Here is a 25,191-nt window from a genome sequence, read left to right on the forward strand (position 1 = left end):
ATCCAATTTTCAATTGTTAGTTTCAAAATCCTCAGTTCTACGCTGAATGGGAATCATATAAACAAGTCGATCAGCAACACCACAGCCATACCCACCACAGAAACAACAGTTTCCATCAGCGACCATGAAAGAATGGTGTCTTTGATGCTCACGTTGAAGTATTCTTTATACATCCAGAAGCCAGAGTCGTTGACGTGTGAAAACATCAGGCTACCAGCGCCGACAGCCAGCACCATGAGGTTAGGGTCAACACCGAGCTGCGGCATAATTGGCGCCAGTATCCCCGCAGAGGTTAGTCCAGCCACGGTAGCAGAGCCAATGCAAACTCTGATAAAAGCTGCTATCATCCAACCCAGAATCAGAGGATGAATATCCATGTTTTGAAGTAAAGCCCCTATCTCAACACTCACTCCGCTGTCGCTAAATACTTGTTTCAAAGCGCCTGCACCTCCAACAATCAGCAGAATGGGAGCAACGTCTTTAATGGCCTCTGTGTAGTAGCCCATCACCTCGCTCATTTTCTTTTTGTAAGCAAGCCCAATGGAGTAGGTAGCAACAGCCAGCGAAATGATCATTACAATGGTGGCGTCAGAAAAGAAGGAAACCACTTTAGCTGTGCCTCCCGAAAAGTCACCAAATCTATTCAGCAGTGCCGCACCGGCCAGCAAAACTACCGGCAGCAGCGCAGAAAAAAAGCTGGTGAACCCACTTGGAAGCTGATCGTCAGGCAATGGCTTAGCCTGAAAAGTGGCCAGCGGCTTGGAGTCGATTCCCTTCAGTGTACGGGCAAATATTGGTCCGGCGACAATGATGGTTGGCACCGCCACGATAAACCCATACAAAAGCGTTAGGCCCATATCTGCATTGAGCTGACCAACCAGCGCAGCGGGTGACGGGTGGGGTGGCAAAAACCCATGAGTCACAGATAACGCTGCGAGCATCGGAATTCCAATATAAACGGCAGGCAGCTTGTACTGGTAAGTCACCGAAAAAATAAGCGGCACCAGCAGCACGAAGCCTACATTATAAAACAGGGGAATACCCACCACAAAGCCGGTAGCCATCAATGCCCACTGTATGTTTTTTTCTCCAAAGGAGCTCATCAGCACCTGGCTGATTTTTTGCGCAGCACCACTTTCTGCGACAAGCTTACCCAACATGGCACCGAGGCCGATTACGATGACAAGATCCCCAAGGAGCCCACCAATACCCTTTTGCACAGAACCCGCCACATTTTCAAGGGGGATGCCCAGCGCCAAACCGGTGCCAATGGAAACTACAAGGAAGGCCAGAAATGGATTGACCTTGCCCCAGGTGATCAGCAGAACCAACACAAGGATGCAAAGCAGGATGATGAATATCGACATGGTTAAAAGTAGGTGAGTTATAATTGAAATTGGAAGATAACAGAATTACTCGCTGGTGCCAACAAAAATTATCCGGGGAATCCACCAAACCAGCGCACAGTTACCATTGATGTATTCACATGGCCAGTCGAAAATACCTGTGACAGAATTTATCTGGCTGGCACTCCAATCCATCATTTTGTTTGTAAATTGGCTACTACTGAACACCCAAAATTTATACCTCATGACACATGTCTTGTCAGACAAAGAAGTTCACTCCTATCAACAGGATGGTTTCGTTATCGTCAAAAAACTCTTTAGTACCCCCGAAATTGACAAGCTTTACAAGGTAGCTACGGGCGACCAGGTGATGAAAGAGAATGCCGTTGACCTGAACGACCAAACGGGTAAAAAAACCAGGCTCACACTTTGGTTCAAGCCCGGCGATGACATCTACAGTTTGCTGGTGCGAAGTGAGCGAATGGTGAAGTCCGTTGAGAAGCTTCTTGATAGCACTTCCCCTGTTTGCCACTTCCATTCTAAGCTGATGCAAAAAGAGCCTAAGGTTGGTGGTGCCTGGGAATGGCATCAGGACTATGGTTATTGGTACAAAAACCAGTTTCTATATCCGGAACAACTCACCAGCGTAATGATCGCCCTCACCGAAGCCAACAAAGCCAACGGGTGTCTTCAGATCATCAGGGGGTCACACAAAATGGGCCGTGTCAACCACGGCTTCACAGGCGAGCAGGTGGGAGCAGACATGGTGATGGTGGATCACGCTTTGGCGACACTGGAGCATATGTATGTGGAGCTACAACCTGGCGACGCCCTCTTCTTCCATCCTAATCTCTTACATCGGTCGGAGGCCAACACATCTGACAGCCCCCGCTGGTCACTTATTTCTTGCTACAACTCACTTTCTAACCCAGCTTACAACGACGATTCTCTGGGATGGCGTGAACCAATTTCGATGGTGAACGATGATGCGCTGATGAAGGCCGCAGCCGTCGGAGCTACCTCTCAGTCCGATTTCCTGAAAAAGGAAAAAGACCCTGCACTAAAAGAAACAGGCTGGGAAAAAGAGGTCGTCACGAAGTAGAACTACGCATCAAATAATTGACTTTTAACAACTAACATCTCAGCTACAAATGAAGCTAACTACCGGTATTTCACTTTCCATTATGATGCTCCTCGAATACTTCGTGTGGGGCGCCTGGTATGTAACCATGGGCACTTATATGTCAGAACACCTTGGGTCAACCGGCATCCACATCGGAGCCGCCTACAGTGCCCTGGCCATTGCCACCATGATTTCACCGTTTTTTGTGGGTATGGTAGCCGACAGGTTCTTTGCCGCACAAAAAATCATGGGAGTACTTCATCTACTCGGAGCGGCATTGCTGTTTCTTGCCACCCAGGTAGCTGATAACTCTTCTTTTTATTGGATCATCATGGCCTACTCATTGCTCTACATGCCGACCATCGCCCTCTCCAACAGCATTGCCTTCGGGCAAATGACCGACCCTGGCAAGCAATTCCCCTGGATCAGAGTGTTCGGAACCCTTGGCTGGATTGTGGCTGGCTTGATGATTGGCTTTTTGGGCATTGAAAAAACGCCTTCCACCTTCGTAATGGCGGCCGTAGTTTCTGCTGTACTTGGCGTATTTAGTTTTATGCTACCCAACACGCCACCGAAGGGTGGTGAAGATGCCTCAGCAGCACTGGGTACAGAAGCTTTCGTCCTCTTCAAAGACAAGCCCTACCTGATCTTCTTTGTCGCTGCCATTTTGGTGTGTATCCCGTTGTCGTTTTACTATGGCTTTGCCAACCCCTTTCTTAACGATGTCGGGATGGAAAACGCCGCTTCCAAAATGACCCTGGGACAGGTGTCTGAAGCAGTATTTATTCTCGCCATTCCTTTCCTGTTCAACAGCATAGGGGTAAAGAAAATGCTGCTACTCGGCATGGCTGCCTGGATTCTCCGCTACGTGTGTTTTGCTTACGGAAATGTAGACGCTGGCATGTGGATGCTCTACGCAGGGATCATCCTTCATGGTATTTGTTACGACTTCTTCTTCGTCACAGGCTATATGTACACAGAGAAGAAGGCAGGGGCAAAAATCAAGAATGCAGCCCAGGGGCTATTCACATTTGCTACCTACGGCGTAGGCATGACAATAGGCACCTGGTTCTCAGGCTACGCAGTGGACATGTATACCACTGACGGCGTGAAAGACTGGACAAGTATTTGGTGGGTACCAGCCTTTATTGCCATTGGTGTGATGATCTATTTCATCCTTTTCTTCCGAGAGAAAAAAGAGGTAAAGGTAGCGGCTTAGTGTTATGAGTGCTTCCAATAGAAACAAAATCCAGGGCCTGTCCCCTGACAGGCCCTCATCGAAACTTGAAATGAACATTTAACCTACTTCGACGATGAGAAAACTAGCTATGCTTGGTGGCGGTTTCATTGGCCGCTTCTACACTGACTCCATTCAGGGCTACCGCAACAAAGACAAGGTGGTAAGCATATATGCCCGCAGAGAGGAAACCGCTACTCAGTTTGCCAAAGACTACGACGTAAAACACTGGACTACCGGTATGGAAGAGGCCATTGCCCACCCCGAAGTGGATGTGGTCTGCGTAGCACTTCCTAACAACCTCCATGAGCAAGCGGTGTTGCTCTGCTGCAAACACAAAAAAGCAGTCATTTGCACAAAGCCATTGGCCCGAAATGCCGCTGAAGCCAAACGCATGCTGGAAGCTGTGGAAAAAGCAGGCATTTTTGCAGGCTATCTTGAAGACCTGGTTTATACACCCAAGCACATCAAAGCTCACGAAAGCGTAATGAATGGTGCTTTGGGCCGTATCCTTTGGGCAAAATCGAGAGAAACACACCCGGGGCCGCACAGCAACTGGTTTTGGGACATGGAGCAGGCCGGTGGCGGCTGTATGCTCGACTTGGGCTGTCATTGCGTGGAAATTGCCCGCAGCTACATCGGCAAAGACATCAGGCCGGTGGAAGTGATGTGCTGGGCCGATACCCAGGTAAAGCCTATTGATGCAGAAGACCATGGCATAGCCCTGGTGAAGTACGAAAACGGTGCTATTGGTCAGTTTGAGGTCAGCTGGACATTCCGGGGAGGCATGGACTTAAGGGACGAAGTGATGGGCACCGAAGGCACCATCTGGATCAACAGTTTCCTGCGTACCGGCTTCGAAATGTTTACTACCGGCAAGGGGGCAGACTATGTGGCTGAAAAAGCGGAAAGCAACACTGGCTGGTTATTTCCGGTTGGCGATGAAATGAATGAGTTGGGCTACAACCACATGTTCATGGACATGTTCGATGCCATAGAAGAGGGCAGGCAAGCCAAAGAAACGTTTTATGATGGCTATGTGGTCAACTGTATCCTCGATGCTTGCTATAAGTCAGCCAAAACCAAGCAATGGGAACCTGTGCAGCTCGACATTTGGCGTGGTAAGACAGGTGTGACTAGAGACGGCCATCTGGTAGAATACGACGCTGATCACTACCTGGTGAAAGAGGAAATGACTCACTATGGAGCCAAAAAACTTATCCTAAAGGAGAAAGCAACCGGGAAGTTTATAGAGCGAGTGGAGAAGTAAAGAGTAGGGTGTTTGGGAATTTGAATCTTTGAAAGCTGATAGATTTAATTGACATTGAACCTCAATGGGGCTATCTATTCACTATAGCGGACGTATAAGAAACCCAAAATCTCTCCCTTCCATAATAGAGGAAGTCAGGGACATTGCCAGAATCAATAAATGGAAGTTGTCGACTTTCAATGAGGAACTTCCAGCTCAAATTACCGATGAGGAATTGATCGACGGCACTCTTTACGGGCTAGCTTTTTCCCCGCCAAACTGCGAGCCTGTCTGGCTTTCCTTTCTATCCAATGGGAAAATGAGCAGCCCGGTAGCACTTCAATTTCTGGGAGGCGAGATAGACGAGCAAAAAAATGAGTATCTCTACCAGCTTTCTACTAAAACTCAGTTTGCGGGGGCTCAAACGCACCAACTGATCATCCATTTATTCAAATACCTCGAACAGAAATATCTGGACGAATTCACCTTAATTGACGAAGGGGGGTATTGGGAGACTGGTGATAAAAACGTGCTGGAGACAAATTTTGCCCGTTACTCACTTTTGCTTGACGTAGTTGAGCAAGGCCTCAAAAACATGCCTAGAAATCCTGGCGAAAGTGTGGAAGATTTCGTCGAAAGAGTTCTGAAAAACTTACCTGGAAAAGGCAATCCAACATAGTTGCAATTACCTAATCGGCGAATCATCACATTTTAAATCTCCCACCGCATATTGAATTCCATCCAGGAAGAATCTCAGTAGTTTTGGGTTTTCAAATGCCTGGGCATTGTGTGAGGGCGAAGAATAAAAAACGTGACCCTTGCCATATCGCTTGATCCACGAGATATACTTGATATTGTCGCCAATAGGCTCTTTTAGCCCTGATATTTTGTCCGCTTCCATATAAAGCAAAGGATGGAAGTTATACTGTGAATAGGCATTATTGAAGATATAGGCCTCATCTACGTGCTCAAACCCTTCACCCCCAAATGCCTGAACCATTGGGTGCTTTGGATCCACCAGTTTCACGGCAATGCTTTGTTGTTTCGGGTGGTAGTCAAAACTCCCACCTACCATCTGGCTGAAGTTGTCTGACTTATTTTCCATTGTTATGGCCCCGTGCAGCACCACCAATCCACCACCACGATCCACGTAGCTAAGCAGGTTGTCTTCCAGTTGCTTTGCTTTCATGCGTGCCACCTGCTCGGTAAGCGTGCTGTCTTTTTTCAACACGTCCCAGAATATATTTCGTTCATCACTTATTGAGCAGTTATTATTGAGTACAACAGCGTCGTAATTCTTTAGATTGTCCTTTTCAAAAACGCTTATGTCTTTTGAGGTTACCACTTTAAACGCACCACTCTTCTCAGCAATCAGCTTTACAACAGCTTCTGTATGTGGAATCGTCCAGTGCTCAAAGCCTGTATGCAGAGAGAAAATAAGTAGGGTCTTCTTTTTCCTTACCGAGACTGTAGTAGAAGATGGTGCGACTTCATCCACGCTAGCAAGCCAGGCGTCCGTTAATTCGAAAGGTTTCAAATCCTGAGCGAACATCGAAGCAGCACACAAAAGCAGGCAAATTGTGGAAAGGGTTTTATTCATCATAGTTATTCTCTGGTTGGCTTTCAATCTAAAAAAGCTAATAAAGCACACACCCAATATAGGCACTTTCTGCCAAAGCATTTCGACCATTATATGAACAATGTCTCACTTAGTTAGTTGGCTACCTGCAACACCTCCATTATAGGCATTCTTATATTTCTGTCTTATTTTAGAGTTCCAGATTCATTTTTTACGTGAAAAAAGATCTACTACTCCTTTTAAACCTGATTTTTCGCCCTTCGCTCCAAAGGCAAGTTGGTGCGCCCTTCTGGTTTTCTTTTGGATATAACGATAGCGTTTGTCCTCATACTTCCATTTTTTCTACGTATAATGTAATCAAATCTCCAAAAGAGGTATTTTTAGTTCTCGAAGAAGCTCACATGGTATATCCAGAGCGAAGAGAAGATATTAGTGGCCAACTGAAGAAATAGATGTTAAAATTGGATCAACACCTGGTGCAGATGCTCAACGACAACAAATACGTTGTTAGTTACGACACTGGCTCCATCACAATTAAGATGTCCTCTGGCAAACAGCTTGAATCCCAGGTATCGCTTACAATCGCCATTTTTGCTTTTTTATTTGGTGTAAACCCCACAATTCTTCTTTTAGTCCTGCTTTTACTGCTCGTCCCAATTTTGTACGACAGATGGAAGTTCCCTAAGATGATAACTTTTAATATCCATGAAGAGGCTGTCTATATCAAAAAAGGGATTATCCTCGGAAACGAAGTTGCCATCCACGACATCTATGACCTTTATGGTGAGAAAAATGAGCTTTCTTCCGATGTGAGTGCCTTCAAGGAAGGCAACACCGACTATATTTATAAACTGTTTTTGAGTACCAAGTCAGGCAAAGTTCACAAGTTACTGAGGCTGCAGTTTCGTGAAGAAAGAGATGGACAGATTAGTCAGCTAACAAGGTATTTGAAAAACCTGAAACCAGTAAAGTAGGCACCGCCGCTACTGGGGACTCACGTGTAGCAATTTTCACGTTCTTTGAAGCATGAACAAAAACAGACTTGAGGCATTTAGCGATGGCGTGCTGGCCATCATCATCACCATCATGGTATTGGAAATGAAAGTACCACATGGAACCAGTTTTGCTTCGCTCAAGCCATTGTTCCCTGTTTTCGTAAGCTATATTCTGAGCTTTATCTATCTGGGTATTTACTGGAACAATCACCACCACCTGCTACACGCAGCCAGAGTAGTAAGCGGTGGCGTCCTTTGGGCCAACCTTCACCTGCTGTTTTGGCTGTCACTTGTACCTTTTGTTACCGGCTGGATGGGCGAAAATCATTTTGCGCCTGTGCCCGTCGCCTTGTACGGTTTTGTGCTTCTAATGGCAGCAGTCTCCTACTTCATTTTGCAAATAAGAATTATCAAAGCCAACGGAAAAGACTCGGTATTAGCCAAGGCACTCGGCAGCGATGCCAAAGGCAAGGCCTCCCCCGTGCTCTATACAATTGCAATCGGATGTTCATTTATCAATGAGTGGATCGCCTGCGGCATTTATGGCCTGGTGGCTTTAATGTGGCTCATTCCCGACCGACGTATTGAAAAGAAGCTAAAAGACGGAGCCACATAAAGAAACAAATTGTATGACAATTGTAGACGACATAGAAGAAGCAATTGCGGCCGGATATGCCAGCTTTGCGTCCATCAGCGATAACGAATGGAATCAAAAACCTACAGCCAAAAAGTGGTCCAAAAAAGAAATACTTGGGCACTTGATCGATAGCGCTCAAAACAACCTTCGTCGGTTCATTGTCAGTCAACATGAGCCCGACAACAAGATAATTTACCACCAGGATGAATGGGTGTTGCACCAAAACTACCAGTCGGCCGATATCAACGAGCTTCAACAGCTTTGGCTGCTTATCAATAAGCAGCTTGTGCGGACAGTCAGAAATATTCCCGCCTCAGCGCTAAAGAATACCTGCAACACCGGCAAGGAAGCTGTTGAACTCCATAGTCTTGAATTTCTTATCGAAGACTACCACGCCCATATGCTCCACCACCTGAAGCAAATAACAGCCAGGCACTAAAACTGCACCCTGATTCCCGGCCCTACCAGGGAGAATAATGTACCCTCCTTCATTAAGTAGCCAAACCCAACATACAATGGGAATGTCAATTTGTTGGTACTGGAAATCGGATAGAGGGATCCCATCACGACTAGCCCTACGTCTCTGTTGGCCTGTGCTGCCTCCGAGAAATTAAATGCATTTATGGCAATGAAGCCTGCTCCCAGCTTATATGGTTTCACTTTGGCAATCCTCCCTTCCTGATAAAAACTAAATTGGGCAATCATGGCAAAGCTAATGCCACCAAAATTCGCAAAATCCTCACTACCAGCTTTTAAGATCAAAAGTCCCCCAGGGAAAGACACGTCAACATCGAATGTGTGATTTCTTTTCAGGTAAATAGTGATCCTTTTCTTGGACACCTGCTGCCCGGGATATTTTTCATTCACATGACTGATGTCAATTTCTATTTTTGACCACTCGTCCAGATCGTAAGTCTTTCTGGATAAGTAATTATTGAAGTTGATGTTCTCTGACTGACAGTCAGTTTGACTATAGTTCCCGAATCGGGGTGAGTTTTCGCCAGGGCACACCGCCACCTGATCGAACTTATAAATCTCAAGCAGGTTGCCTTGTTTGTTACTAACCTTTACATCAATCTTAAGATATTGTTTTCCGTTGAGGTCTCCGGGCCGGTCGATTTTAGAACGATCGAATGCCAACACCAGGTCGGTAATAGTGCCTTCATAATAAATCGGCTTGTTGATTTCGTCCAATTGCAGTTGCTCATTGCCGAAATCAAGTTTCATGAAGTCAAACTTGCGGGCCCTCTGATACTCAGTCACAGTCAGAAATTTGCCCGTATTTTCCCTGTGGTTAAAAATCTCGATCTTCCTCGATGATGTCGTCTCAGGTACTTTGATCCGGAAAACGGCCATGTTTTCATTTCTGATCAGCGAATCGAGCAATAAATTATCTGCTCCCTGAAAGAAGAAATTTCCCTTGTGCAGTCCCTGACCTTCAAGCTTAATAGAAACCGTCTCTCCGGGGTAAACGGTGTTTCCCGCCTGCCAATCCTTACCTTCTCTTTGAACATAGATGGTTTGAATATCAGTCTTAGGCGTAATATCCACGTTGGTCACAAATTTAGCCTCATCCCCATCTTTGATGTACAAATAGCCCGCCGACTTTCGGTGATTGCCGTACACCCGCATCAGGCAGAGAATCTTATTGGTGGTAAGCCTGCTCTTGGTGTAGAGTTCAGCAATCAGCGGACCGCCTTGCGCCTCCTGATTTTCTACCCGGTAGGTTTTGCCCAGCTCAAGGTTTCGGTTATTGTCTATAAGAATTTCAATGGGCACCGTATTGTCATCAGGTGGTGTGATCTCCTGCTTATCCATTTGCAGAAACACGAGGCGACCTGATTTCACCTGAAATGTATACTCAAGTGGCTGCAAATGGTAAGAGAATCCCTCCGGTGTTAAAATTGGCTTTCGAACAAGCAGAGGTATAGATACTTGCTGATACCCAAGGTTTCTTGGCACGATCGACATGACAAGCTGGCTACCTTGTTTGTCGATTCGATAGTTAATAGGAAGCCCCGAAGTCCAGCGATTATCGTAAATAATATTACCGGCATTATTGGTTGTGATGTCGAACGAAACTTCCTCGCCAATGAACACCTCATCAGCAGACGGGTAAATTTCAACGTAGGTCTGGGTGTAAGGGAACAATGGAAGCTCTGTTAGCTGATAGGATGAAGTATCAGTACTCACCTCAAAGGTAAACTTGAGGAAATTACTCTCGGTAAGGCCTCTAAACCTCACCTTGAAACGAGCATAGCCGGGGTAAACCAACAAAGAGTCAATCAGTTCATAGTCTTTTGAAGGTGCCAGTCTAAGGTTGTTGCTGTCGCCAATTTGACTAAATTTCAAATAAAATTCAGCCACCTCATTTTCCTCGTCGTAAGCAAACGGCAGCTGGCGTCTGTTTTGAATGATTTGAGAGTTTTTCTTCCACGAATACACCATCGTATCGACGTGCATTTCTATATCCGAAAAATAATAAGACAAACTCCTGGGGTCGCTTTGACCCTGGGCCAGTGCTGAAGAAATACTAACAAACAGGAAGAATACTACGGTGGTTGCTATGCGCATGAGTAACACTTTTTACAAAGATGCGTGAAAACTTAGATCAAAGGATTAGGCCAGTTGAACTTCCGGCATCAAAATTAGAATTATATTTTATCACAAGCCAAAGGAAGGTGACGCTATGGTGCCACAACCTATACAAACGGCAACGGGTGCCCTTTCCTTGCCCGAAAATGGGGATTTTCCACCATTCAAAAGCTCCACGCTTACAAATAAAAAAGGCTAACCCTGAGGCCAGCCTTTCAACTTTATATGGACTTGAAATTAAAAACTAAAACTCATGTTCATTTCTTCATTGCTATCCTCATCAAACCTGTAGCCATCGCCAAACTTCTCCTGAATAAGTTTTCGGTACTTTTTGTACATCTCAGCAGACTGCTTGTCTCCGTTGACCGTCAGCTCTTTCCCGTTAATTCTTAGTTTGAAATGGTCGTCCTTTAAGGAGATAATACCATCCTTTACCAGCTCTGATCTGAGTTCCTTCTCGAAGATATTCATTTTCTCCTCGTGTACTCTCATTTCGGCTTCCATCTTCTTCATTTCAGTTTGCTGAATAGCAAGCATCTTTTTTTGCTCTTTCATCATTTCCTCCTGATGCTTCATCATTTCTTCCTGATGCTTTTCACCAAATTCCTGCGCCATTAGCGCATGCTTTTCGGCCATTTCCCTGTGCCGTTCAGCCATCTCCTCGGCCATCTCCTGCTGATGTCGGGCCATTTCAGAGGCCATTTCCTCATGGTGAAGCGACATGTTCTCTGCGGCCTTACTCATTTCAACAGCTCTTTCAGCCATTTCCCTCGCCATGTGCTCTTGCATATGTGCCATTTCCCGGGCCATATCCTGCATGTGCATCGCAAATTCCTGCGTGTCCGCCGGTGCAGGTGCATCCCAAACGACAGTGTCGCTGCGTGAGACTGCCACATTCCATTTGCTGTCGGCGGACGATGAATAGCTCCACCTGGCTCTTGGGGCCGCCAGAGAGTACATGTCAGGAGTGCCTGGGCTCAAAACAGCGCCTACCGGTGGCAATGGAGGAGTTTCTGCCAAAGGCAGCGTAGTAGCCCGACCACTCACCGGGGCCAGCGCCGGCAATGGAGCTTCATCTTGAATCAACGTGTCAGCGCTTACCACCGCCACAACGGCTTCAGGTTCTTCCACGGGTTCAACTTCTGCGATTGCCAGGGGCTCTTTGGACTCAACAGGCTCGGTCATCTCTATCGCTGGCTCCACCTCTAATGGTTCCTGCGCCACTTCCTCCTGGGCGGGTATTTCCTGGACTATTTCATAATCGATTCCCTTCAATGCCGTGAGCGTGCTCAGGCAAAGACCGGCAATGATGGCTACCGCCAGTAAATTACCGTCTCTGTTTTGTGCTTTCATTGTTTTGTCGTTGATTATCCTTTTTATTCTATTGAGTAATGAGTTTTTGTTGCCTGAAAATCCTAAAGCCACATTGCTGGTCAGTTTCCACTCTTCCACATGCGTGAGTGCCAAAGCCAGGCTCATGCTGTTGCCACTTAGCTGGACGGCTATATCATCACAGCAGTTTTCCCTTTCGCTTCTGATGGCTGAACCAATGACCCAAACACCAGGGTGATAAAAGAAAAGTACCTCCACGCAGCACTGCAGAATATTGACAAGGAAATCATGGCGACGAATATGGGCTATTTCGTGGGCAAGGATAGCCTCCACTTCGCTGGTTGACAAGCTGGACGCCAGACCTATTGGGAGCAAAATCACTGGTTTAAAATAGCCAACAAGCACAGGCGCCTTTACAAGAAGAGACTCCATGAGACAGACACCTTTGCTCACCCCGGAAGTCTTGAGCAATGAATTAAACGCCTTTATCAATTCATCGCCCGGTTCTAAAAGTCCCTGCTTGCGAAGCCTGCCTGAATAGAGGTAGCCACCAATATTTTGAGCTGACAGCAAGGCTATTCCAAGAAGCCAAACAGTGACCAGAAACGAATGGTATTTGTAAAAATAATAAGTCCTGATTTCGTTGAGCCATCCTACATAAAATGGTACTTCAGCCGATTGTGATTCAACATCAGCAGCTCCTGTGGTAAATTCAGCCAGCTGGGTCGTGCCCAGCTCCATCTCCGGCGTATCGGAAGAGCTCAACTGGGCCAGTTCGTTAAAAGTGTAAACAAAAACGAGCAGCATAATGGCGGGGAGCAAGCTAAGAAATGACAGTCCTGCCACGTACTTCGACTGCGCACTGTGAGACTTCATGATCCATCTCACTCCAAGAAATATGACACTTAACAGTGCCCCAATCCACAAAGAGTGAAGGAATGTCCACCCAAGGGCTTGCACCAGTGTGTCGGATAAGTAAGGTTGAAGCATGTTCATTCTCTATCTCCTTTCTTGTTTTCCAGCTGGTCATCCAGAAACTTGCGGATTTCATCCAGCTCAGCTTTTGTTGTTTTATTATTGCCAAGTGCCTGCATCACAAGTTTGGAAGCTGAGCCCCCAAAAGCCGAATTGAGAAGTTTATCCATCATCGTCCGCTGCGTATCGCTCTCCTTCATCAGGGGCTTGTACACATGGGTTCTGCTACTCTCATCTCTTTCGAGCAAGCCCTTCGCCGTCATAATTTGCATGATCTTCAGTGTGGTGGTGTAGCCCACTTCCTTCTCATGGCTCAGCATTTCATTGATTTCCCTAACTGTAGAGGGACCTTTCGCCCAAAGGACGTTTAGTACCTCTAGTTCAGCATCTGTCGGTGTGCTCTTGCTCATTGTGGTTTCTGTGTGTACGAATAATTTCGTAGTTCAAATATAGGAACTGATTTTGAACTCACAAGAAGCTCTACGAAATATTTCGTAATAAGGTTTCTGAAGACGACTCACAGCCGGCGGTCGGCGCCAACTCTACTAAGCATTAAACTGGTTCGAAAAAAGTAATGAAGGCAGAAAACCCGATCAGGAGATAAAGAACTCGAGCATGAATATACTTTCTCCCTCGTCGCCGCTATAGTCAACTACCTTTCCCTTCAGCCTCTTTGTGGCCTTCCTCACCAAATACAGGCCAAGGCCATTGCCCTGGGAAATTGGGCTGCCTCTGAAAAAAGGCTCGTATATTCTACTTCTTATTTCGTGTGAAATACCTACACCATTATCGCTGATCAAGATCTTCCATCCCTTTTCAGTTAATCTGGAACTTATTTTGATCATCTTTCGCTCCTTACCCTCATCTGAAAAAATGAATGCATTTTCCAAAAGGTTAGTCAGTATCAATTGCAAAAATCGTGTGTCGGTTTCAACGGTCATTTCACCAGGCACTTCTACAATCAATTGCATTTTTAGGACCGAGAAGTCATCATCAAATCCAGTGATCACTTCCTCCACAACTTCCATCAAGTTTGTCTGAACAATAGTTGGCTCCAAAGTATTGACTTCGTGGATATATGTCATCTTAAGCAGCATCCTATCCATTTGCTTAGCGGTCTTTCCCACTTTAAAGAACAGCTCGCTTGTTTCAGGGTCTTTGCTTAATGTTCGCCCTAATGAATCCAGCCCAATCAAAGTTGTAAGCGGGCGCCTGAAGTCATGAGACAACCGATATATAAATGTATCAAGTTCTTTTACCGTGCTGGCCAGTCGCCTGGTTCTCTTTTCAACTTCTCTTTCAAGCTCTTTATTAAGTTTGATTTTCAGTTGATTGCTTCTGATCAGGACAATAAGCAATGCGATGGTGAGCACTGTAACACAAGTGCCTCCATATATGAGCACATTCTTGTATTCAAGCTCCTTGTCCTTTAACTCATTTTCTTTTTCCAGAAGCTGCAAAGTCTCGAGCTTGGTTTTGAAATCATTATTTGACTGAAGTAAAATAAGCTCCTTAGATTTCTTCAACTTTTCTAATGAGTCAGCCAGCACATCGTAGGTATTTTTGAAATCGATGGCCATTTTATAATCCTGCATAGCATATGCCAACTCCGCTCTCCTTTTGAAGTAACTGGCATATAGCATTTTGTTTTCCGTTACAACCTGATAAGCCGAGTCAAAATATGTTCGGGCGGTTAAAAGATCGTTGCGACCCTGGTATATTCTACCAATCGAAACATAGTCGGCTGCAACACTGCGGAAGGCATTGTGCTTTTTACTTGCAAGGAGATCAATACTGACAAGCATTTCAGCTGAATCGAGTTTGCCTTGCTCAAAGAAAACGCTACCCATATTGCCGTGAATTAGACCAACCCAAAAGTCACTTCCTCGTTTTTCCGCAGCCATCAATCCTTTATTGTAGGCCGCAATAGCTTCCGAATAGTTTTGAAGTGCAAAATAGCAGAGCCCCATAGTGTTGTAAGCACTCACCACATCCATCGTTGTAAATTTGTCCCGCCCCATCCATTCTTCAGTAGAAAAAAAGCCAAGCCCCTTATTGAGCACCTCAATAGCCTCTTGATAGTTATCGGACGAGTAGTGAAGATTAGCTACATGGTAGTACCCCCGGAAGGCCTGATCAGCATAATCGTTTCGTTCCGAAAGCTCTGCCGCTAATAAAAAATGTTGCAGCGCTTCTTCTTTGGAGCCCACAGAATTGTATACATTACCTATTTCAAGGTGAGCCAGTGCGGCCTCATAATACATATTCAATCTCTCAGCAGTTTTCACTGCGTTCTCAAGGTCTAAATAAGCATCTGTTCTCGACACAGACCGCCTTAGCTGGCCGAGTATTATTTGCAAATTGATACTATTGGCTGTGTGGTTAACCTGCTCCTGCTTGACGATTTCGCCTTTCAGCCATACAATCACACTATCCCTGTTCGCTTTCTTTCTCAACTCATGAAAATAATCTCTGTAGAAAGATGGGGAATAATCTGCGTCGTTAAGAGGCGCCACATCCTGAAATCCGTCAGCCAACAAGTAGCTAAGGCGAAAAACAGTGAAAATGATACTAAGAAGGATTCTCATAATTAACAAAACCGCACCCAACCAATAAAAAAACGGGTTATGCGCAATGAAGGCGAGTTCTGGACAAAATAAGGTAAAAGAATTAGATAAATAGCCATCTGCAAGGCATTCCGGGAAATTAGCCGACAGTAAATTTCCAGTCATATAAGAATCGGTTAAAGTCAATCCCAATTTTTTGCAACTTCTATCATCACAAGCCAACCCCGTTATGAAATATCTCTTATCCGGCCTATTCACTTGCCTCGTTCTTTTCGCTGGCTGTCAGCAAAAAGTGCCCTACGACCTGGTCATTCTTAACGCCAGGGTGTACGACGGCCTCGGCAATGAGCCCATCCTCAGTGACATTGCCGTCAATGGCGACACCATTGCCGCCATTGGGAAGCTAGAACATGGCGGCAAGGACACCATCGACGCTTCTGGTTTGGCAGTGTCTCCTGGCTTCATCGATCTTCACACACATATTGAACGGCTTTTGCAAATTCCTTCAGCCTCTTCCCATCTAAAGCAAGGGGTCACCCTCACCCTGGGTGGACCCGATGGCCGAAGCCCCTGGCCCTTTCAACCTTATCTTGATTCGCTGGCACAAGTCCAACTCGGGCCCAACGTAGCCTATCTGGTGGGACACAACACCGTAAGAAGCAACATCATGGGATTGGAAGACAGGCAGCCTACCCCAGCAGAACTCACCGCCATGAAAGCGCAAATTAATACTGCCATGCAGGCGGGTGCCTTCGGAATATCAACGGGCCTTAAGTACCTGCCAGGAGCATTTTCAACAGTAGACGAAGTCATTGAGCTATCAAAAGTTGCAGCATCGTACGGCGGAATCTATACCTCGCATCTCAGAGAAGAAGGGCTTGGACTGATTGAGGGGGTGCAGGAGGCCATTCAAATTGCGCAGGAAGCAACGATACCTGTTGTGCTCACTCATCATAAGGCCATCGGACTTCCAATGTGGGGTGCCAGCAAAAAAACCTTGGCCATGGTCGATTCTGCCAGGGCTATTGGTCTCGACGTGATGATGGACCAGTATCCATATACTGCCAGCCAAACAGGGATTTCGGTGCTCATTCCCGCATGGGCAATGGAAGGCGGGATTGAAAAATACAGGGCCCGGCTAAACGACAAAAAAACAAGATCGGACATAAAAGCCGGCGTGGAATTCAATATCCTTAACGACAGAGGAGGTGGGGATTTGAACAGGGTACAATTCGGCAGAGTCAAATGGAAGCCAGAGCTGGAAGGGAAAACCTTAAAGGACTGGGCTGAAATGGAAGGGCTCAAGCCGACAGTTTCCACTGGTGCTGAGCTGGTAATGAAGGCACAGGAAAACGGGGGAGCCTCGTGTATTTTCCACGTTATCAGCGAAGAAGATGTGCAACGGATCATGCAACACCCTGTGGCTATGGTGGCCAGCGACGGATCGTTGGTAGAACCGGGAGATGGCCACCCACACCCAAGGAGCTATGGCACCTTTCCCCGGGTACTTGGCCATTATAGCAGAGACCTCGGCGTCATTCCCATGAAAGAAGCTATAAGAAAAATGACATCCTTACCAGCTGCCCGGCTGGGCCTGACAGATCGGGGAAGCATCACAGTTGGCAACTTCGCCGACCTGGTCATTTTCAACCCAGAGACCATTGCCGACAAGGCAACTTTTGAAAACCCGCATCAGTATCCTGAAGGCATTAGTTATGTGATTGTGAATGGAGTGATTTCTGTTAGCCCAGATGGTTCAATAAAAACAGGGGCTGGAAGGGTGCTCAGGAAGGGCTTTCCCGATTGAATTTAGGTTAATGTCAACTTTTCGGAAATCGTTTTCTGTTATATTTGAAATAGAAATCACAAAGTCATGGATAAATCACTGAATGAAATCGGAAAACTAAGGAATGAGATGAAGGTGGGGTTTATCGAACTAGAAAATCAACTCCAATCGAATAATGACTCCTTGCAAAAGAAGATTCAGGAAACTTCACAGCTGACCATTGAGGCTATGGAACGATTCTCAAAAAAAGTAGAAGTGGGCTTTATAGCAGTGGAAGACGCATTAGAGAATGACTGAAGCGTGATAAAAAAAGAGTTAGGCGATATCAAAAAACGACTTGACCAAGGTAATCTTTAAAAATCTGATCTGACAATTGTTTTCCTCTCCGAAGATCTAAATCTCGCCAATAGAAAAAACTAATTATCTCCCATCAACAGCATGATGCTTGCAAACTTACTAATTAGTAAGTAGGTTTGTTTTATGAAACGCCCCGACACACGTCAACAGATATTGGATCTGGCCGAAAACCTCATCCGAAGCAAGGGCTATAACTCATTTAGCTACCATGAGATATCTCATACGCTGGGTGTGAAAAATGCAGCTGTTCACTACCACTTCCCAACGAAAGAGGTACTGGGCCTTGAAGTAATCAGGAGTGCCATACAACGGTTCAAAGACTTCAAGGAAGAAACCGCCTCATTGTCGCTTGAGGAACAACTGGATGCCTTCATTCAAACCTATTCAATAAACTCAGAAAATGACAAAGTCTGCCTCGTGGGTGCCATCAGTGTTGAATTCTATGGGTTACCGGAGAATATGACGAATGTGATGAAGGGCCTTACCCGCCTTATTCATGACTGGGCCACCAATCTTTTGGCAATTGGGAAAGCCGAAGGTATGTTTACGTTCGACATGAAACCCGAAACGAAAGCAACAATGATCATTACCAACCTTGCGGCGGGAGTGCAAATAGCCAGGCTCATGGGGAATGAGACTTTCAGTGATTTGATTAAGGGCATCAAAATCGATCTGGGAGTAAACCAATAAAACCATCTGAAATAAATATTAACTCTTACATACAACCATGCAACATCCTCAACGAGTAGTTATCACTGGCCTTGGTGCCATTACCCCGCTTGGGAATTCAGTAAAGGAGTTTTGGGACAACCTGGCGGCTGGAAAGTCTGGCGCTGCCAATATCAAACATTTCAATGCAGAGAAGTTCAAAACCCGCTTTGCCTGCGAGGTCAAAGACTTTGACCCCAGCCCTTACCTCGAAAGAAGTGAGCTTCGACGCAATGACTTGTTTTCTCAATATGCCATTGCAGCTTCAGAGCAAGCCATCGCTGATTCAGGCATACTGAATTTTGAGGGGCTTAACAGAGACAAAGTAGGTGTCATCTGGGCATCGGGCAATGGCGGGCTGCTTACCCTTCAGGAAAACATTATGGAGTTTGCTCTGGGCGACGGCACGCCGAGATTCAACCCTTTCCTGGTGCCCAAAATGATCGTGGACATTGCAGCTGGTTTAATCTCCATGCGCCATGGCTTCCGTGGACCCAACTACACGACCGTATCGGCCTGTGCGAGCTCCAACACCGCCATCATCGACGCCTTTAACTATATCAAGTGGGGTAAAGCCGTGGCATTTGTCACCGGAGGGTCAGAAGCGGCGGTAAATGAAACCGGTGTGGGTGGGTTTGGTGCTATGAAAGCCCTTTCGACAAGAAACGACAGTCCCGAAACTGCTAGCCGCCCTTACGACATCGACCGTGATGGCTTCGTGATCGGCGAAGGAGCTGGGGCACTCATCCTGGAAAGCCTGGATCATGCGACCAGGCGTGGCGCCACTATTTATGGCGAAGTTGTGGGCGGCGGCATGTCGGCCGATGCGTATCACCTCACGGCGACTCACCCGGAGGGCGAAGGAGCTGCTCTGGGCATGCGGGCAGCACTGGAGGATGCTGAAATAAACCCGGAGTCCATTGACTATATCAACACACACGGAACCTCAACACCAGTGGGTGATCCCAGCGAATTGAAAGGAATCATGTCAGTATTTGGCGACCACGCCAAAAAGCTGAATATCAGCTCCACCAAGTCTATGACTGGCCACTTGCTAGGCGGGGCAGGGGCGATTGAGGCCCTGGCAGGGCTCATGGCTATCCAGAAACAGCTGGTGCCTCCTACGATCAATATCCAAACACTGGATCCTGAGCTGCCGCAAGGGTTGAACCTAACGGTTGGAACGGCTCAGGAACGAAAGGTAGACTATGTGATGAGCAATACCTTCGGCTTTGGTGGACACAACGCCACAGTAATTCTGAAACGGTTCAGCTAGAAACTGTTAATTGCCGAAAGTTTAAAGGCATCCCGACTGGGGTGCCTTTTTTGTTTTTTACGGCTCCAAAAAAATATTTTACTCGGCTGTTTGAATTTTAAAACTAATAGATTAGTTTTATTCTTAATTAGTTAGTTTTAAAATTTAGCATGAAGGAATTAGCGAGAGTTGAAGAGCAGATAATGAAGATATTCTGGGCGTTAAAAAAAGGCCTGGTGAAAGATGTGCTGGAGAAAATGCCCGAACCAAAACCTGCTTACAATTCGGTGTTGACGACAGTCCGTATTCTGGAGAAAAAAGGGTTCCTGTCGCACAAGGCTTACGGAAAGACCCACGAATATTTCCCTCTTATAAGCAAAGAAAAATATACCGTCTTCTACCTCAACAACTTCCTAAAGGGTTACTTCAATGGGTCTTTTGAGGGGCTAGTCTCCTTTTTTGTTAAAGAAAACAATTTATCTGAGGAGGAAATTGAAAAATTGATGGAGGAAGCTAAAAACCAGCAAGAATGAACGACTACGCATCGTACCTCGCACAGGTAAACATTGGGCTGCTACTATTTGGACTGGCCTATATTGTCTTTCTTCAAAAGGAACAAGCTTTCCTTTTGAAGCGATTTTTGATTCTATTATTGCTCATGGCAGCAGCATTATTGCCTCTTCTCTCCTTCGAGACCGCCCTGCCATTAGCCACTAAGGCTACTCAGCTCAACGGGAACTATTTGCCCGCCTTTTTACTATCTGCCGAAAAAGCTGAAGTAGCGACCGCCTCTGATTCGGAAGCTATGCTAACTGTTTGCGTCTGGCTATACTGGCTTGTAACGTCTGCCTTTTTTATCCTGTTTTTGTCCAGACTGGCGGCCTTACTGCGGCGCTCCTTCATTGCTCCTGTCACAGGAAAAATGGGTTTGGTAAAAATCCATGAGGCAGACAGCATTGAATATGCTTTCTCGTTTTTCAATCATATTTTCATCGGGCACCTATCAGACCTGGACGATTCAGCCCGAAATAAAATCGTCAATCACGAGTTGGTACACTGCAAAGAATGGCACAGTCTGGACATCCTGTTAATTGAGTTGCTGCAAATATTCTGCTGGTTCAATCCGGCTGTCTACCTATTCAAACAAAGGCTGATTGAAACGCACGAATACAGAGCTGATCAATTGTCTGTGGAAAAAGGTAACAAGCAGGCTTACTGTAGTCTTATTGCGACGCTAGCACTAAGCAGTGCAGGTTACTCTATCGCTAACCATTTCAATAAATCTTTGACACTAAAAAGAATAGCCATGATTAAGTCAAATAAAACAAAAACAAGTTGGTGGAAACTGGCAGCCATTGCTCCCTTCACCCTGGTATTCTTTATCGTAGTTTCGTGTGACCAACAGCCTGCCGCCGAAGCTGCCGATGAAATCGAAATTGCTAACGAGGCTTCCAAAGAGGATATATTCACAATAGTTGAGAATCTTCCGGCCTTTCCTGGTGGCATGGAAAGCCTCTACAAGTTTTTCAGCGAGAATTTAACTTATCCAGAGGAGGCCAAAAAGGCAGGTGTGGAGGGGAAAGTACTGGTTGAGTTCGTGGTAGACAAGGACGGCACTATAACTAATGCAAAGGTGATAGAAGGAATAGGAAACGGCTGCGATGAGGAAGCGCTGCGAGTCATTAATGCCTCTCCAACGTGGACGCCCGCCATGCAGAGAGGGAAAAGGGTACGAACAAGGTTGATCCTTCCGCTATATTTTTCGCTCGGTTCATCTGCGGCGGCGGAAATCCCTTCGGTGCCCACTCTGGTTGGCGATCCATTGGAGGTCGAAATTAAAAAAACCAAAAATAAAGATGGGCAGACCGTGATCTCAGGAGTCGTAAAAACGGATGATGGTGAAGGCATACCCGGCGCAAACATCATCTTCGCCGGAACAACAAATGGTACTGTCTCTGACCTCGACGGAACATTTAAGCTCGTAACTGAAGCCGAAAGTGGCGATCTGATCGTTTCATTCGTAGGGTTTAAAACTCGTAAAACCGCTTTTTGATTATTCCCATGTTGTCAAATTGATATCGTTGGGCAACAGAGGATAGACAGTTATTTTTGGATACCTTGATTTGTGCCCGCTATTTTGAGTGGGCATAATTCGTTATCAATAGTTCGATATGAAACAATACCCTGAACCAACAGTAGGTGCTATCATTTTCAACCCCGACAACAAGGTGCTGCTTTGCAGGTCGAAAAAATGGAGCAACAAATATGTTTTCCCTGGCGGCCACATAGAGCTGGGAGAAAAAATGGAAGATGCGCTGGTGAGAGAAGTAAAGGAGGAAACCGGCCTTGATGTCTTTGACATCCAACTAATTAGCCTACAGGAAGCAGCGTACAGCGACACATTTGAAGCTCAAAAGCACTTCATCTTTATCGACTTCCTTTGCAAAACCGACTCCTCGGACGTGGTTTTGAACGACGAGGCGGAGGAGTTTGAATGGGTGCTACTGGAAGAAATTGAAAGCTATGACCTGGGTGGGTTTACGAGGCGGTTTTTTGAGGAATTGAAAGTAGAACACTCCACATTCAAGGTAAATCTGCTCTACAATTACATATAGGGACTGAATACGATGAAAAGCTGGCCCCCGATACTCTGAGGACCAGCTTTTTTATTCTTTCAACAACATATCGAAAAGAAACTGCTTTCTCGAAGGGCCATTTCGGTTTCTGAAAAACACCCCAACGGCGTCGTGTTCAACAAAAAAAAGCAAGAGCGATTCCATGCCCACTTCGCCACCGCTGTGCCCAAAAGCGTCGCCATAGGCAGTATTCTTCCAGTAGCTCAACCCAAGGGTGTATCCGCAAACCCCTTCGTCAATAGCATCCGGTCCGCAAGGAACAAACATCATCTCGCTGAGCGACTCAGCTGTCAGCAATCCTCCGGCGAAGAGCCCACGGGCAAACGCAGTCAGGTCTTGCACGGTGCTCACCACGCCGCCTTCCGGGGTGCCTATCACGCCATCATCATATTTCGACGATTCAATCAGCACTCCCTTGCCACTCAGGTCAACATAGTTCTTAGCCCGGCGGGGGTTCCTAAAATCAACCATGTAAGTATCCGTCAAACCGACAGGGTCAATCACTTTCTCTTTTACTACAGCTTCAAACGGCTTTTTGGTTACCTCCGCAATTATCCAACCCAGCATCACATAACCCGAATTGCTGTAGTTCCACCCCTCGCCCGGAAAAAAGTCCGCCTTCTTGCCGTAGTTATACTTCCGCAATGCCTCGTTTGCCGAGCGCTTGATCGACGACGGGTCGTTCATCATGTCAAAAGTATACGCTTGCATGTAGTAGTAATCTGGTACACCAGCCGTATGATTCAATAGCTGCCTCACCGTCATTCTGTCAACATGTTCAATGTTGCCTTTCAGCTGCGGCAAATAGGTGCTCACCTTTTCGTCGATGTCAATTTTTCCTTCCTCCTGGAGCAACAGCACTGTGGCGGCAGTAAACATCTTGGAAATACTGCCGATCTGAAACTGGTGGCAAGTCTGCATAGCAGTACCATTTTCCAGGTCGGCTTGCCCAACGGCCCCAGCCCAGGTATTCCCGGGTTGGCTGATCATGGCCACCACACCCGGACTACCAGTTTCAATCCAGTATTCTTTAAGCAATGATTCATAAAAAGTCGCATTCGGCACTTCATAGGCACTCGTGTTGCAATCCGACACCTCAGGGCCTGGAGCCACTTCTCCGGCGCAGGAACTAAACAGCAGGCAAGTGGAAACAATAAAAAAATTGGTGGGTTTCATTGTAGTACATTAAAAGTTGGAGGAAAAAGGAATTCTTGCTCCTATGTGGAACAAATGGTGGGGGAAAACAGGTGTATACTGATTTCGCACCAGCTCGGCTATCGTTTGCGTTTCGGCAAAAACAGTCATATTCAGGTTCGAACGTTTGCCCAGATTGTAGCCAATGCCCAGAGAGCCTGTGAGAAGCCAGGGTGAATAAAATGCATGATGCTCTCTGGTGAAGGTTCCGTCGCCATTGTCTTTGTAGCCGTTTTGAGCCATCAGGTTAACTGCCTTGCCAGCCCCCAGTGAGAAATAAGCTTCGAAGCCTCCTTTGGTGGCGAGGCGGATTGTGGGTGCCGTCGACACCATCCAGGAATTTTGCATGCGCTTGTGCACATACCAACCCAGGTTGACATCCTGACCAACGCTAAAAATACCTTTGGTAAAGTAACTCCACTCGGTGCCCACCCTTAGGCCATACGACAATGAAGGGTTGGGCACGCCCGACAGGCTATGACCAAACCCCTGGCAAAGCACACTAACTTTTAGTGACGGCAGTTGCTGAGCTTCTGTTGCATGCTGGCAACCCATAATGGCGAGCAACAGGTAACTGTTCAGGAGCATCTTTCTTTTTAAGTTCCTTTTCATTCTGCTGAGTTTTTTTTTACAGTGCGTTGAACGTCACAAAAGCGCATCCGTTAGCTTGCTACGGCCTTTTTAAGAATGAAAGAACAAATTGAGCGCCCGAAATGACCGTTTAAGCACCCGAAAGAACAGTCCGAAAAATCCCAACAAACAGATTTCACGAAAAACTATATTTGTGACACATGGAGCATCGTTCACATCGCTACCAGGACAAGTGGCTTTGGCTGCTTGTTCCCTTCTTTGGGGTGCTTTACCGCCATACCGGCGAGACGGCGTCGCTCAAAGACCTGCTCAGTAGCCCGATCTACTACCTCGACATAATCACCAGCATCTTGGTGATTGGGATTATTTTCACAGTCACCCGAACATTGATCGTGTACCTTGATAAGAGAGTTGCCTGGGAAAAACAAGCCACCCTTAGGGCACTCGTTCAGGGCTTTGCTGTGTATGGATTCACTATTGTGCTTACTGTATTGGTCAGTTTTTTCTACAACGAATTCTTCATGACCAGACCACCTGAGTTCAATGTTGCCATAGTTTTTGCCTACGATGTGCCTTTTGCCTGCCTGATGGTCACCATCATTCAAATGGCCTACGGTCTGCTCTATATGAGAGCACATTACGAGGCCAGGCTTGAGCAAGAAGCCGGAACCCCGGAAATAAATAACGTATCCAGAAAAACGATTTTGGCCAACTTTGGAAAAGCTAAGGTGCCACTACCAGCCTCTACTATTGCTTACGTACACAAAGTAGGCGACTTTAGCACACTCCAAACTTTCGAAGGTAAGGAGTACACTTTAGATGATACGCTCGACCAGTTGGAGCAATGGCTGGAAAAAACTGATTTTTTCAGAATCAACCGGCAGTGTATTGCTCAGCGGAGAGCCATCTTCTCTATGAAAAATGACCCAACAGGTAAAGTACTGTTAAAACTATCGCCGAGCCCGCCTGAAGAGATAACTGTGAGTAGGAAAAAAGCGCAGGAATTCAGAAGTTGGATGCAGCAATAAA

The 25,191-nt window shown here is 46.2% G+C and carries 24 protein-coding genes; 15 read left to right on the plus strand and 9 right to left on the minus strand.

Going from position 1 to position 25,191, the window contains the following annotated elements; genetic code table 11:
• Positions 1–53: 53 nt before the first annotated feature.
• Together GC130_RS04380 and GC130_RS28830 are read right to left on the minus strand one after the other, a co-directional pair.
• The gene (locus tag GC130_RS04380; RefSeq protein ID WP_151997055.1) at positions 54–1,367 is read right to left on the minus strand and encodes a gluconate:H+ symporter; all 1,314 of its coding nucleotides are present in this window, start codon (positions 1,365–1,367) and stop codon (positions 54–56) included.
• A 45-nt stretch (positions 1,368–1,412) separates the two neighbouring features.
• Positions 1,413–1,592 (minus strand): hypothetical protein, encoded by a 180-nt coding sequence (locus tag GC130_RS28830; RefSeq protein WP_151997056.1) that lies wholly within the window; start codon positions 1,590–1,592, stop codon positions 1,413–1,415.
• Here GC130_RS28830 and GC130_RS04390 point away from each other — a divergent pair.
• From GC130_RS04390 to GC130_RS04405, 4 genes are all read left to right on the plus strand, one after another.
• On the plus strand, positions 1,591–2,448 hold the full coding sequence (locus GC130_RS04390) for a phytanoyl-CoA dioxygenase family protein (RefSeq protein WP_151997057.1): 858 nt from the start codon (positions 1,591–1,593) through the stop codon (positions 2,446–2,448). The genes GC130_RS28830 and GC130_RS04390 overlap by 2 nt on opposite strands.
• Positions 2,449–2,497: 49 nt before the next feature.
• Positions 2,498–3,688: a nucleoside permease gene (locus GC130_RS04395; RefSeq protein ID WP_151997058.1), complete on the plus strand. Its 1,191-nt coding sequence runs from the start codon at positions 2,498–2,500 to the stop codon at positions 3,686–3,688.
• A 94-nt stretch (positions 3,689–3,782) separates the two neighbouring features.
• Positions 3,783–4,976, plus strand: a complete 1,194-nt coding sequence (locus GC130_RS04400; RefSeq protein ID WP_151997059.1) for a Gfo/Idh/MocA family protein — start codon at positions 3,783–3,785, stop codon at positions 4,974–4,976.
• Between the two features lie 64 nt (positions 4,977–5,040).
• Positions 5,041–5,634: a hypothetical protein gene (locus GC130_RS04405; protein ID WP_151997060.1), complete on the plus strand. Its 594-nt coding sequence runs from the start codon at positions 5,041–5,043 to the stop codon at positions 5,632–5,634.
• A 6-nt stretch (positions 5,635–5,640) separates the two neighbouring features.
• Here GC130_RS04405 and GC130_RS04410 read toward each other — a convergent pair whose 3' ends face one another.
• The gene (locus GC130_RS04410; protein ID WP_151997061.1) at positions 5,641–6,558 is read right to left on the minus strand and encodes a ThuA domain-containing protein; all 918 of its coding nucleotides are present in this window, start codon (positions 6,556–6,558) and stop codon (positions 5,641–5,643) included.
• A 428-nt stretch (positions 6,559–6,986) separates the two neighbouring features.
• On the opposite strand from GC130_RS04410, the gene GC130_RS04415 reads away from it, so the two are divergent.
• From GC130_RS04415 to GC130_RS04425, 3 genes are read left to right on the plus strand one after another with little or no spacing between them, the layout of a single operon-like run.
• Positions 6,987–7,508, plus strand: coding sequence for a hypothetical protein (locus tag GC130_RS04415; protein WP_151997062.1), 522 nt, complete (start codon positions 6,987–6,989; stop codon positions 7,506–7,508).
• A 52-nt stretch (positions 7,509–7,560) separates the two neighbouring features.
• Complete coding sequence (locus tag GC130_RS04420; protein WP_151997063.1) at positions 7,561–8,145, plus strand: TMEM175 family protein; 585 nt, start codon at positions 7,561–7,563, stop codon at positions 8,143–8,145.
• A 13-nt stretch (positions 8,146–8,158) separates the two neighbouring features.
• The gene (locus GC130_RS04425) at positions 8,159–8,605 is read left to right on the plus strand and encodes a DinB family protein (protein WP_151997064.1); all 447 of its coding nucleotides are present in this window, start codon (positions 8,159–8,161) and stop codon (positions 8,603–8,605) included.
• On the opposite strand, the gene GC130_RS04430 is transcribed toward GC130_RS04425, so the two are convergent.
• The 4 genes from GC130_RS04430 to GC130_RS04445 form a co-directional block, all read right to left on the minus strand.
• Positions 8,602–10,740 (minus strand): hypothetical protein, encoded by a 2,139-nt coding sequence (locus GC130_RS04430; RefSeq protein ID WP_151997065.1) that lies wholly within the window; start codon positions 10,738–10,740, stop codon positions 8,602–8,604. The genes GC130_RS04425 and GC130_RS04430 overlap by 4 nt on opposite strands.
• 258 nt (positions 10,741–10,998) lie before the next feature.
• Positions 10,999–13,089, minus strand: a complete 2,091-nt coding sequence (locus GC130_RS04435; protein ID WP_151997066.1) for a M56 family metallopeptidase — start codon at positions 13,087–13,089, stop codon at positions 10,999–11,001.
• The gene (locus tag GC130_RS04440) at positions 13,086–13,478 is read right to left on the minus strand and encodes a BlaI/MecI/CopY family transcriptional regulator (RefSeq protein ID WP_151997067.1); all 393 of its coding nucleotides are present in this window, start codon (positions 13,476–13,478) and stop codon (positions 13,086–13,088) included. The genes GC130_RS04435 and GC130_RS04440 overlap by 4 nt, the downstream gene beginning before the upstream one ends.
• 183 nt (positions 13,479–13,661) lie before the next feature.
• Entirely contained in the window at positions 13,662–15,656 is a 1,995-nt protein-coding gene (locus GC130_RS04445; RefSeq protein WP_193217765.1) for a tetratricopeptide repeat-containing sensor histidine kinase, read from the minus strand.
• Between the two features lie 208 nt (positions 15,657–15,864).
• Here GC130_RS04445 and GC130_RS04450 point away from each other — a divergent pair, with 208 nt between their 5' ends.
• From GC130_RS04450 to GC130_RS04480, 7 genes are all read left to right on the plus strand, one after another.
• A complete protein-coding gene (locus tag GC130_RS04450) occupies positions 15,865–17,442 on the plus strand; it encodes an amidohydrolase family protein (RefSeq protein WP_151997069.1) in 1,578 nt (525 codons plus the stop codon).
• A 66-nt stretch (positions 17,443–17,508) separates the two neighbouring features.
• Positions 17,509–17,718 carry a hypothetical protein gene (locus GC130_RS04455; protein ID WP_151997070.1) on the plus strand — a complete coding sequence of 70 codons (210 nt, stop codon included), beginning with the start codon at positions 17,509–17,511 and terminating at the stop codon, positions 17,716–17,718.
• Positions 17,719–17,901: 183 nt separating this feature from the next.
• Positions 17,902–18,468: a TetR/AcrR family transcriptional regulator gene (locus GC130_RS04460; protein ID WP_151997071.1), complete on the plus strand. Its 567-nt coding sequence runs from the start codon at positions 17,902–17,904 to the stop codon at positions 18,466–18,468.
• A 37-nt stretch (positions 18,469–18,505) separates the two neighbouring features.
• A complete protein-coding gene (gene fabF / locus GC130_RS04465; RefSeq protein WP_151997072.1) occupies positions 18,506–19,762 on the plus strand; it encodes a beta-ketoacyl-ACP synthase II in 1,257 nt (418 codons plus the stop codon).
• Between the two features lie 149 nt (positions 19,763–19,911).
• The gene (locus GC130_RS04470; protein WP_151997073.1) at positions 19,912–20,274 is read left to right on the plus strand and encodes a BlaI/MecI/CopY family transcriptional regulator; all 363 of its coding nucleotides are present in this window, start codon (positions 19,912–19,914) and stop codon (positions 20,272–20,274) included.
• Positions 20,271–21,794 carry a M56 family metallopeptidase gene (locus GC130_RS04475; protein ID WP_151997074.1) on the plus strand — a complete coding sequence of 508 codons (1,524 nt, stop codon included), beginning with the start codon at positions 20,271–20,273 and terminating at the stop codon, positions 21,792–21,794. Before GC130_RS04470 ends, GC130_RS04475 begins: the two co-directional genes overlap by 4 nt.
• 118 nt (positions 21,795–21,912) lie before the next feature.
• Entirely contained in the window at positions 21,913–22,356 is a 444-nt protein-coding gene (locus GC130_RS04480) for an NUDIX domain-containing protein (protein WP_151997075.1), read from the plus strand.
• Positions 22,357–22,407: 51 nt separating this feature from the next.
• Here GC130_RS04480 and GC130_RS04485 read toward each other — a convergent pair whose 3' ends face one another.
• Both GC130_RS04485 and GC130_RS04490 read right to left on the minus strand, forming a co-directional pair.
• Entirely contained in the window at positions 22,408–23,553 is a 1,146-nt protein-coding gene (locus GC130_RS04485) for a serine hydrolase (protein ID WP_151997076.1), read from the minus strand.
• Between the two features lie 9 nt (positions 23,554–23,562).
• Positions 23,563–24,183, minus strand: a complete 621-nt coding sequence (locus tag GC130_RS04490) for a hypothetical protein (protein ID WP_151997077.1) — start codon at positions 24,181–24,183, stop codon at positions 23,563–23,565.
• A 179-nt stretch (positions 24,184–24,362) separates the two neighbouring features.
• Between GC130_RS04490 and GC130_RS04495 the strand changes: the two genes are divergently transcribed.
• The gene (locus GC130_RS04495; RefSeq protein ID WP_151997078.1) at positions 24,363–25,190 is read left to right on the plus strand and encodes a LytTR family DNA-binding domain-containing protein; all 828 of its coding nucleotides are present in this window, start codon (positions 24,363–24,365) and stop codon (positions 25,188–25,190) included.
• The last annotated feature ends 1 nt before the right edge of the window (position 25,191 follow it).

Origin of the sequence: Imperialibacter sp. EC-SDR9, from assembly GCF_902498805.1 — a bacterium.
In the GTDB taxonomy this organism is placed as follows: domain Bacteria; phylum Bacteroidota; class Bacteroidia; order Cytophagales; family Cyclobacteriaceae; genus Imperialibacter.

Coding starts and splice junctions, on each gene's coding strand:
- GC130_RS04380 (WP_151997055.1), bottom strand. CDS start 1,367: ATGTCGATATTCATCATCCTGCTTTGCATCCTTGTGTTGGTTCTGCTG.
- GC130_RS04390 (WP_151997057.1), top strand. CDS start 1,591: ATGACACATGTCTTGTCAGACAAAGAAGTTCACTCCTATCAACAGGAT.
- GC130_RS28830 (WP_151997056.1), bottom strand. CDS start 1,592: ATGAGGTATAAATTTTGGGTGTTCAGTAGTAGCCAATTTACAAACAAA.
- GC130_RS04395 (WP_151997058.1), top strand. CDS start 2,498: ATGAAGCTAACTACCGGTATTTCACTTTCCATTATGATGCTCCTCGAA.
- GC130_RS04400 (WP_151997059.1), top strand. CDS start 3,783: ATGAGAAAACTAGCTATGCTTGGTGGCGGTTTCATTGGCCGCTTCTAC.
- GC130_RS04405 (WP_151997060.1), top strand. CDS start 5,041: ATGGGGCTATCTATTCACTATAGCGGACGTATAAGAAACCCAAAATCT.
- GC130_RS04410 (WP_151997061.1), bottom strand. CDS start 6,558: ATGATGAATAAAACCCTTTCCACAATTTGCCTGCTTTTGTGTGCTGCT.
- GC130_RS04415 (WP_151997062.1), top strand. CDS start 6,987: ATGTTAAAATTGGATCAACACCTGGTGCAGATGCTCAACGACAACAAA.
- GC130_RS04420 (WP_151997063.1), top strand. CDS start 7,561: ATGAACAAAAACAGACTTGAGGCATTTAGCGATGGCGTGCTGGCCATC.
- GC130_RS04425 (WP_151997064.1), top strand. CDS start 8,159: ATGACAATTGTAGACGACATAGAAGAAGCAATTGCGGCCGGATATGCC.
- GC130_RS04430 (WP_151997065.1), bottom strand. CDS start 10,740: ATGCGCATAGCAACCACCGTAGTATTCTTCCTGTTTGTTAGTATTTCT.
- GC130_RS04435 (WP_151997066.1), bottom strand. CDS start 13,089: ATGAACATGCTTCAACCTTACTTATCCGACACACTGGTGCAAGCCCTT.
- GC130_RS04440 (WP_151997067.1), bottom strand. CDS start 13,478: ATGAGCAAGAGCACACCGACAGATGCTGAACTAGAGGTACTAAACGTC.
- GC130_RS04445 (WP_193217765.1), bottom strand. CDS start 15,656: ATGAGAATCCTTCTTAGTATCATTTTCACTGTTTTTCGCCTTAGCTAC.
- GC130_RS04450 (WP_151997069.1), top strand. CDS start 15,865: ATGAAATATCTCTTATCCGGCCTATTCACTTGCCTCGTTCTTTTCGCT.
- GC130_RS04455 (WP_151997070.1), top strand. CDS start 17,509: ATGGATAAATCACTGAATGAAATCGGAAAACTAAGGAATGAGATGAAG.
- GC130_RS04460 (WP_151997071.1), top strand. CDS start 17,902: ATGAAACGCCCCGACACACGTCAACAGATATTGGATCTGGCCGAAAAC.
- fabF (WP_151997072.1), top strand. CDS start 18,506: ATGCAACATCCTCAACGAGTAGTTATCACTGGCCTTGGTGCCATTACC.
- GC130_RS04470 (WP_151997073.1), top strand. CDS start 19,912: ATGAAGGAATTAGCGAGAGTTGAAGAGCAGATAATGAAGATATTCTGG.
- GC130_RS04475 (WP_151997074.1), top strand. CDS start 20,271: ATGAACGACTACGCATCGTACCTCGCACAGGTAAACATTGGGCTGCTA.
- GC130_RS04480 (WP_151997075.1), top strand. CDS start 21,913: ATGAAACAATACCCTGAACCAACAGTAGGTGCTATCATTTTCAACCCC.
- GC130_RS04485 (WP_151997076.1), bottom strand. CDS start 23,553: ATGAAACCCACCAATTTTTTTATTGTTTCCACTTGCCTGCTGTTTAGT.
- GC130_RS04490 (WP_151997077.1), bottom strand. CDS start 24,183: ATGAAAAGGAACTTAAAAAGAAAGATGCTCCTGAACAGTTACCTGTTG.
- GC130_RS04495 (WP_151997078.1), top strand. CDS start 24,363: ATGGAGCATCGTTCACATCGCTACCAGGACAAGTGGCTTTGGCTGCTT.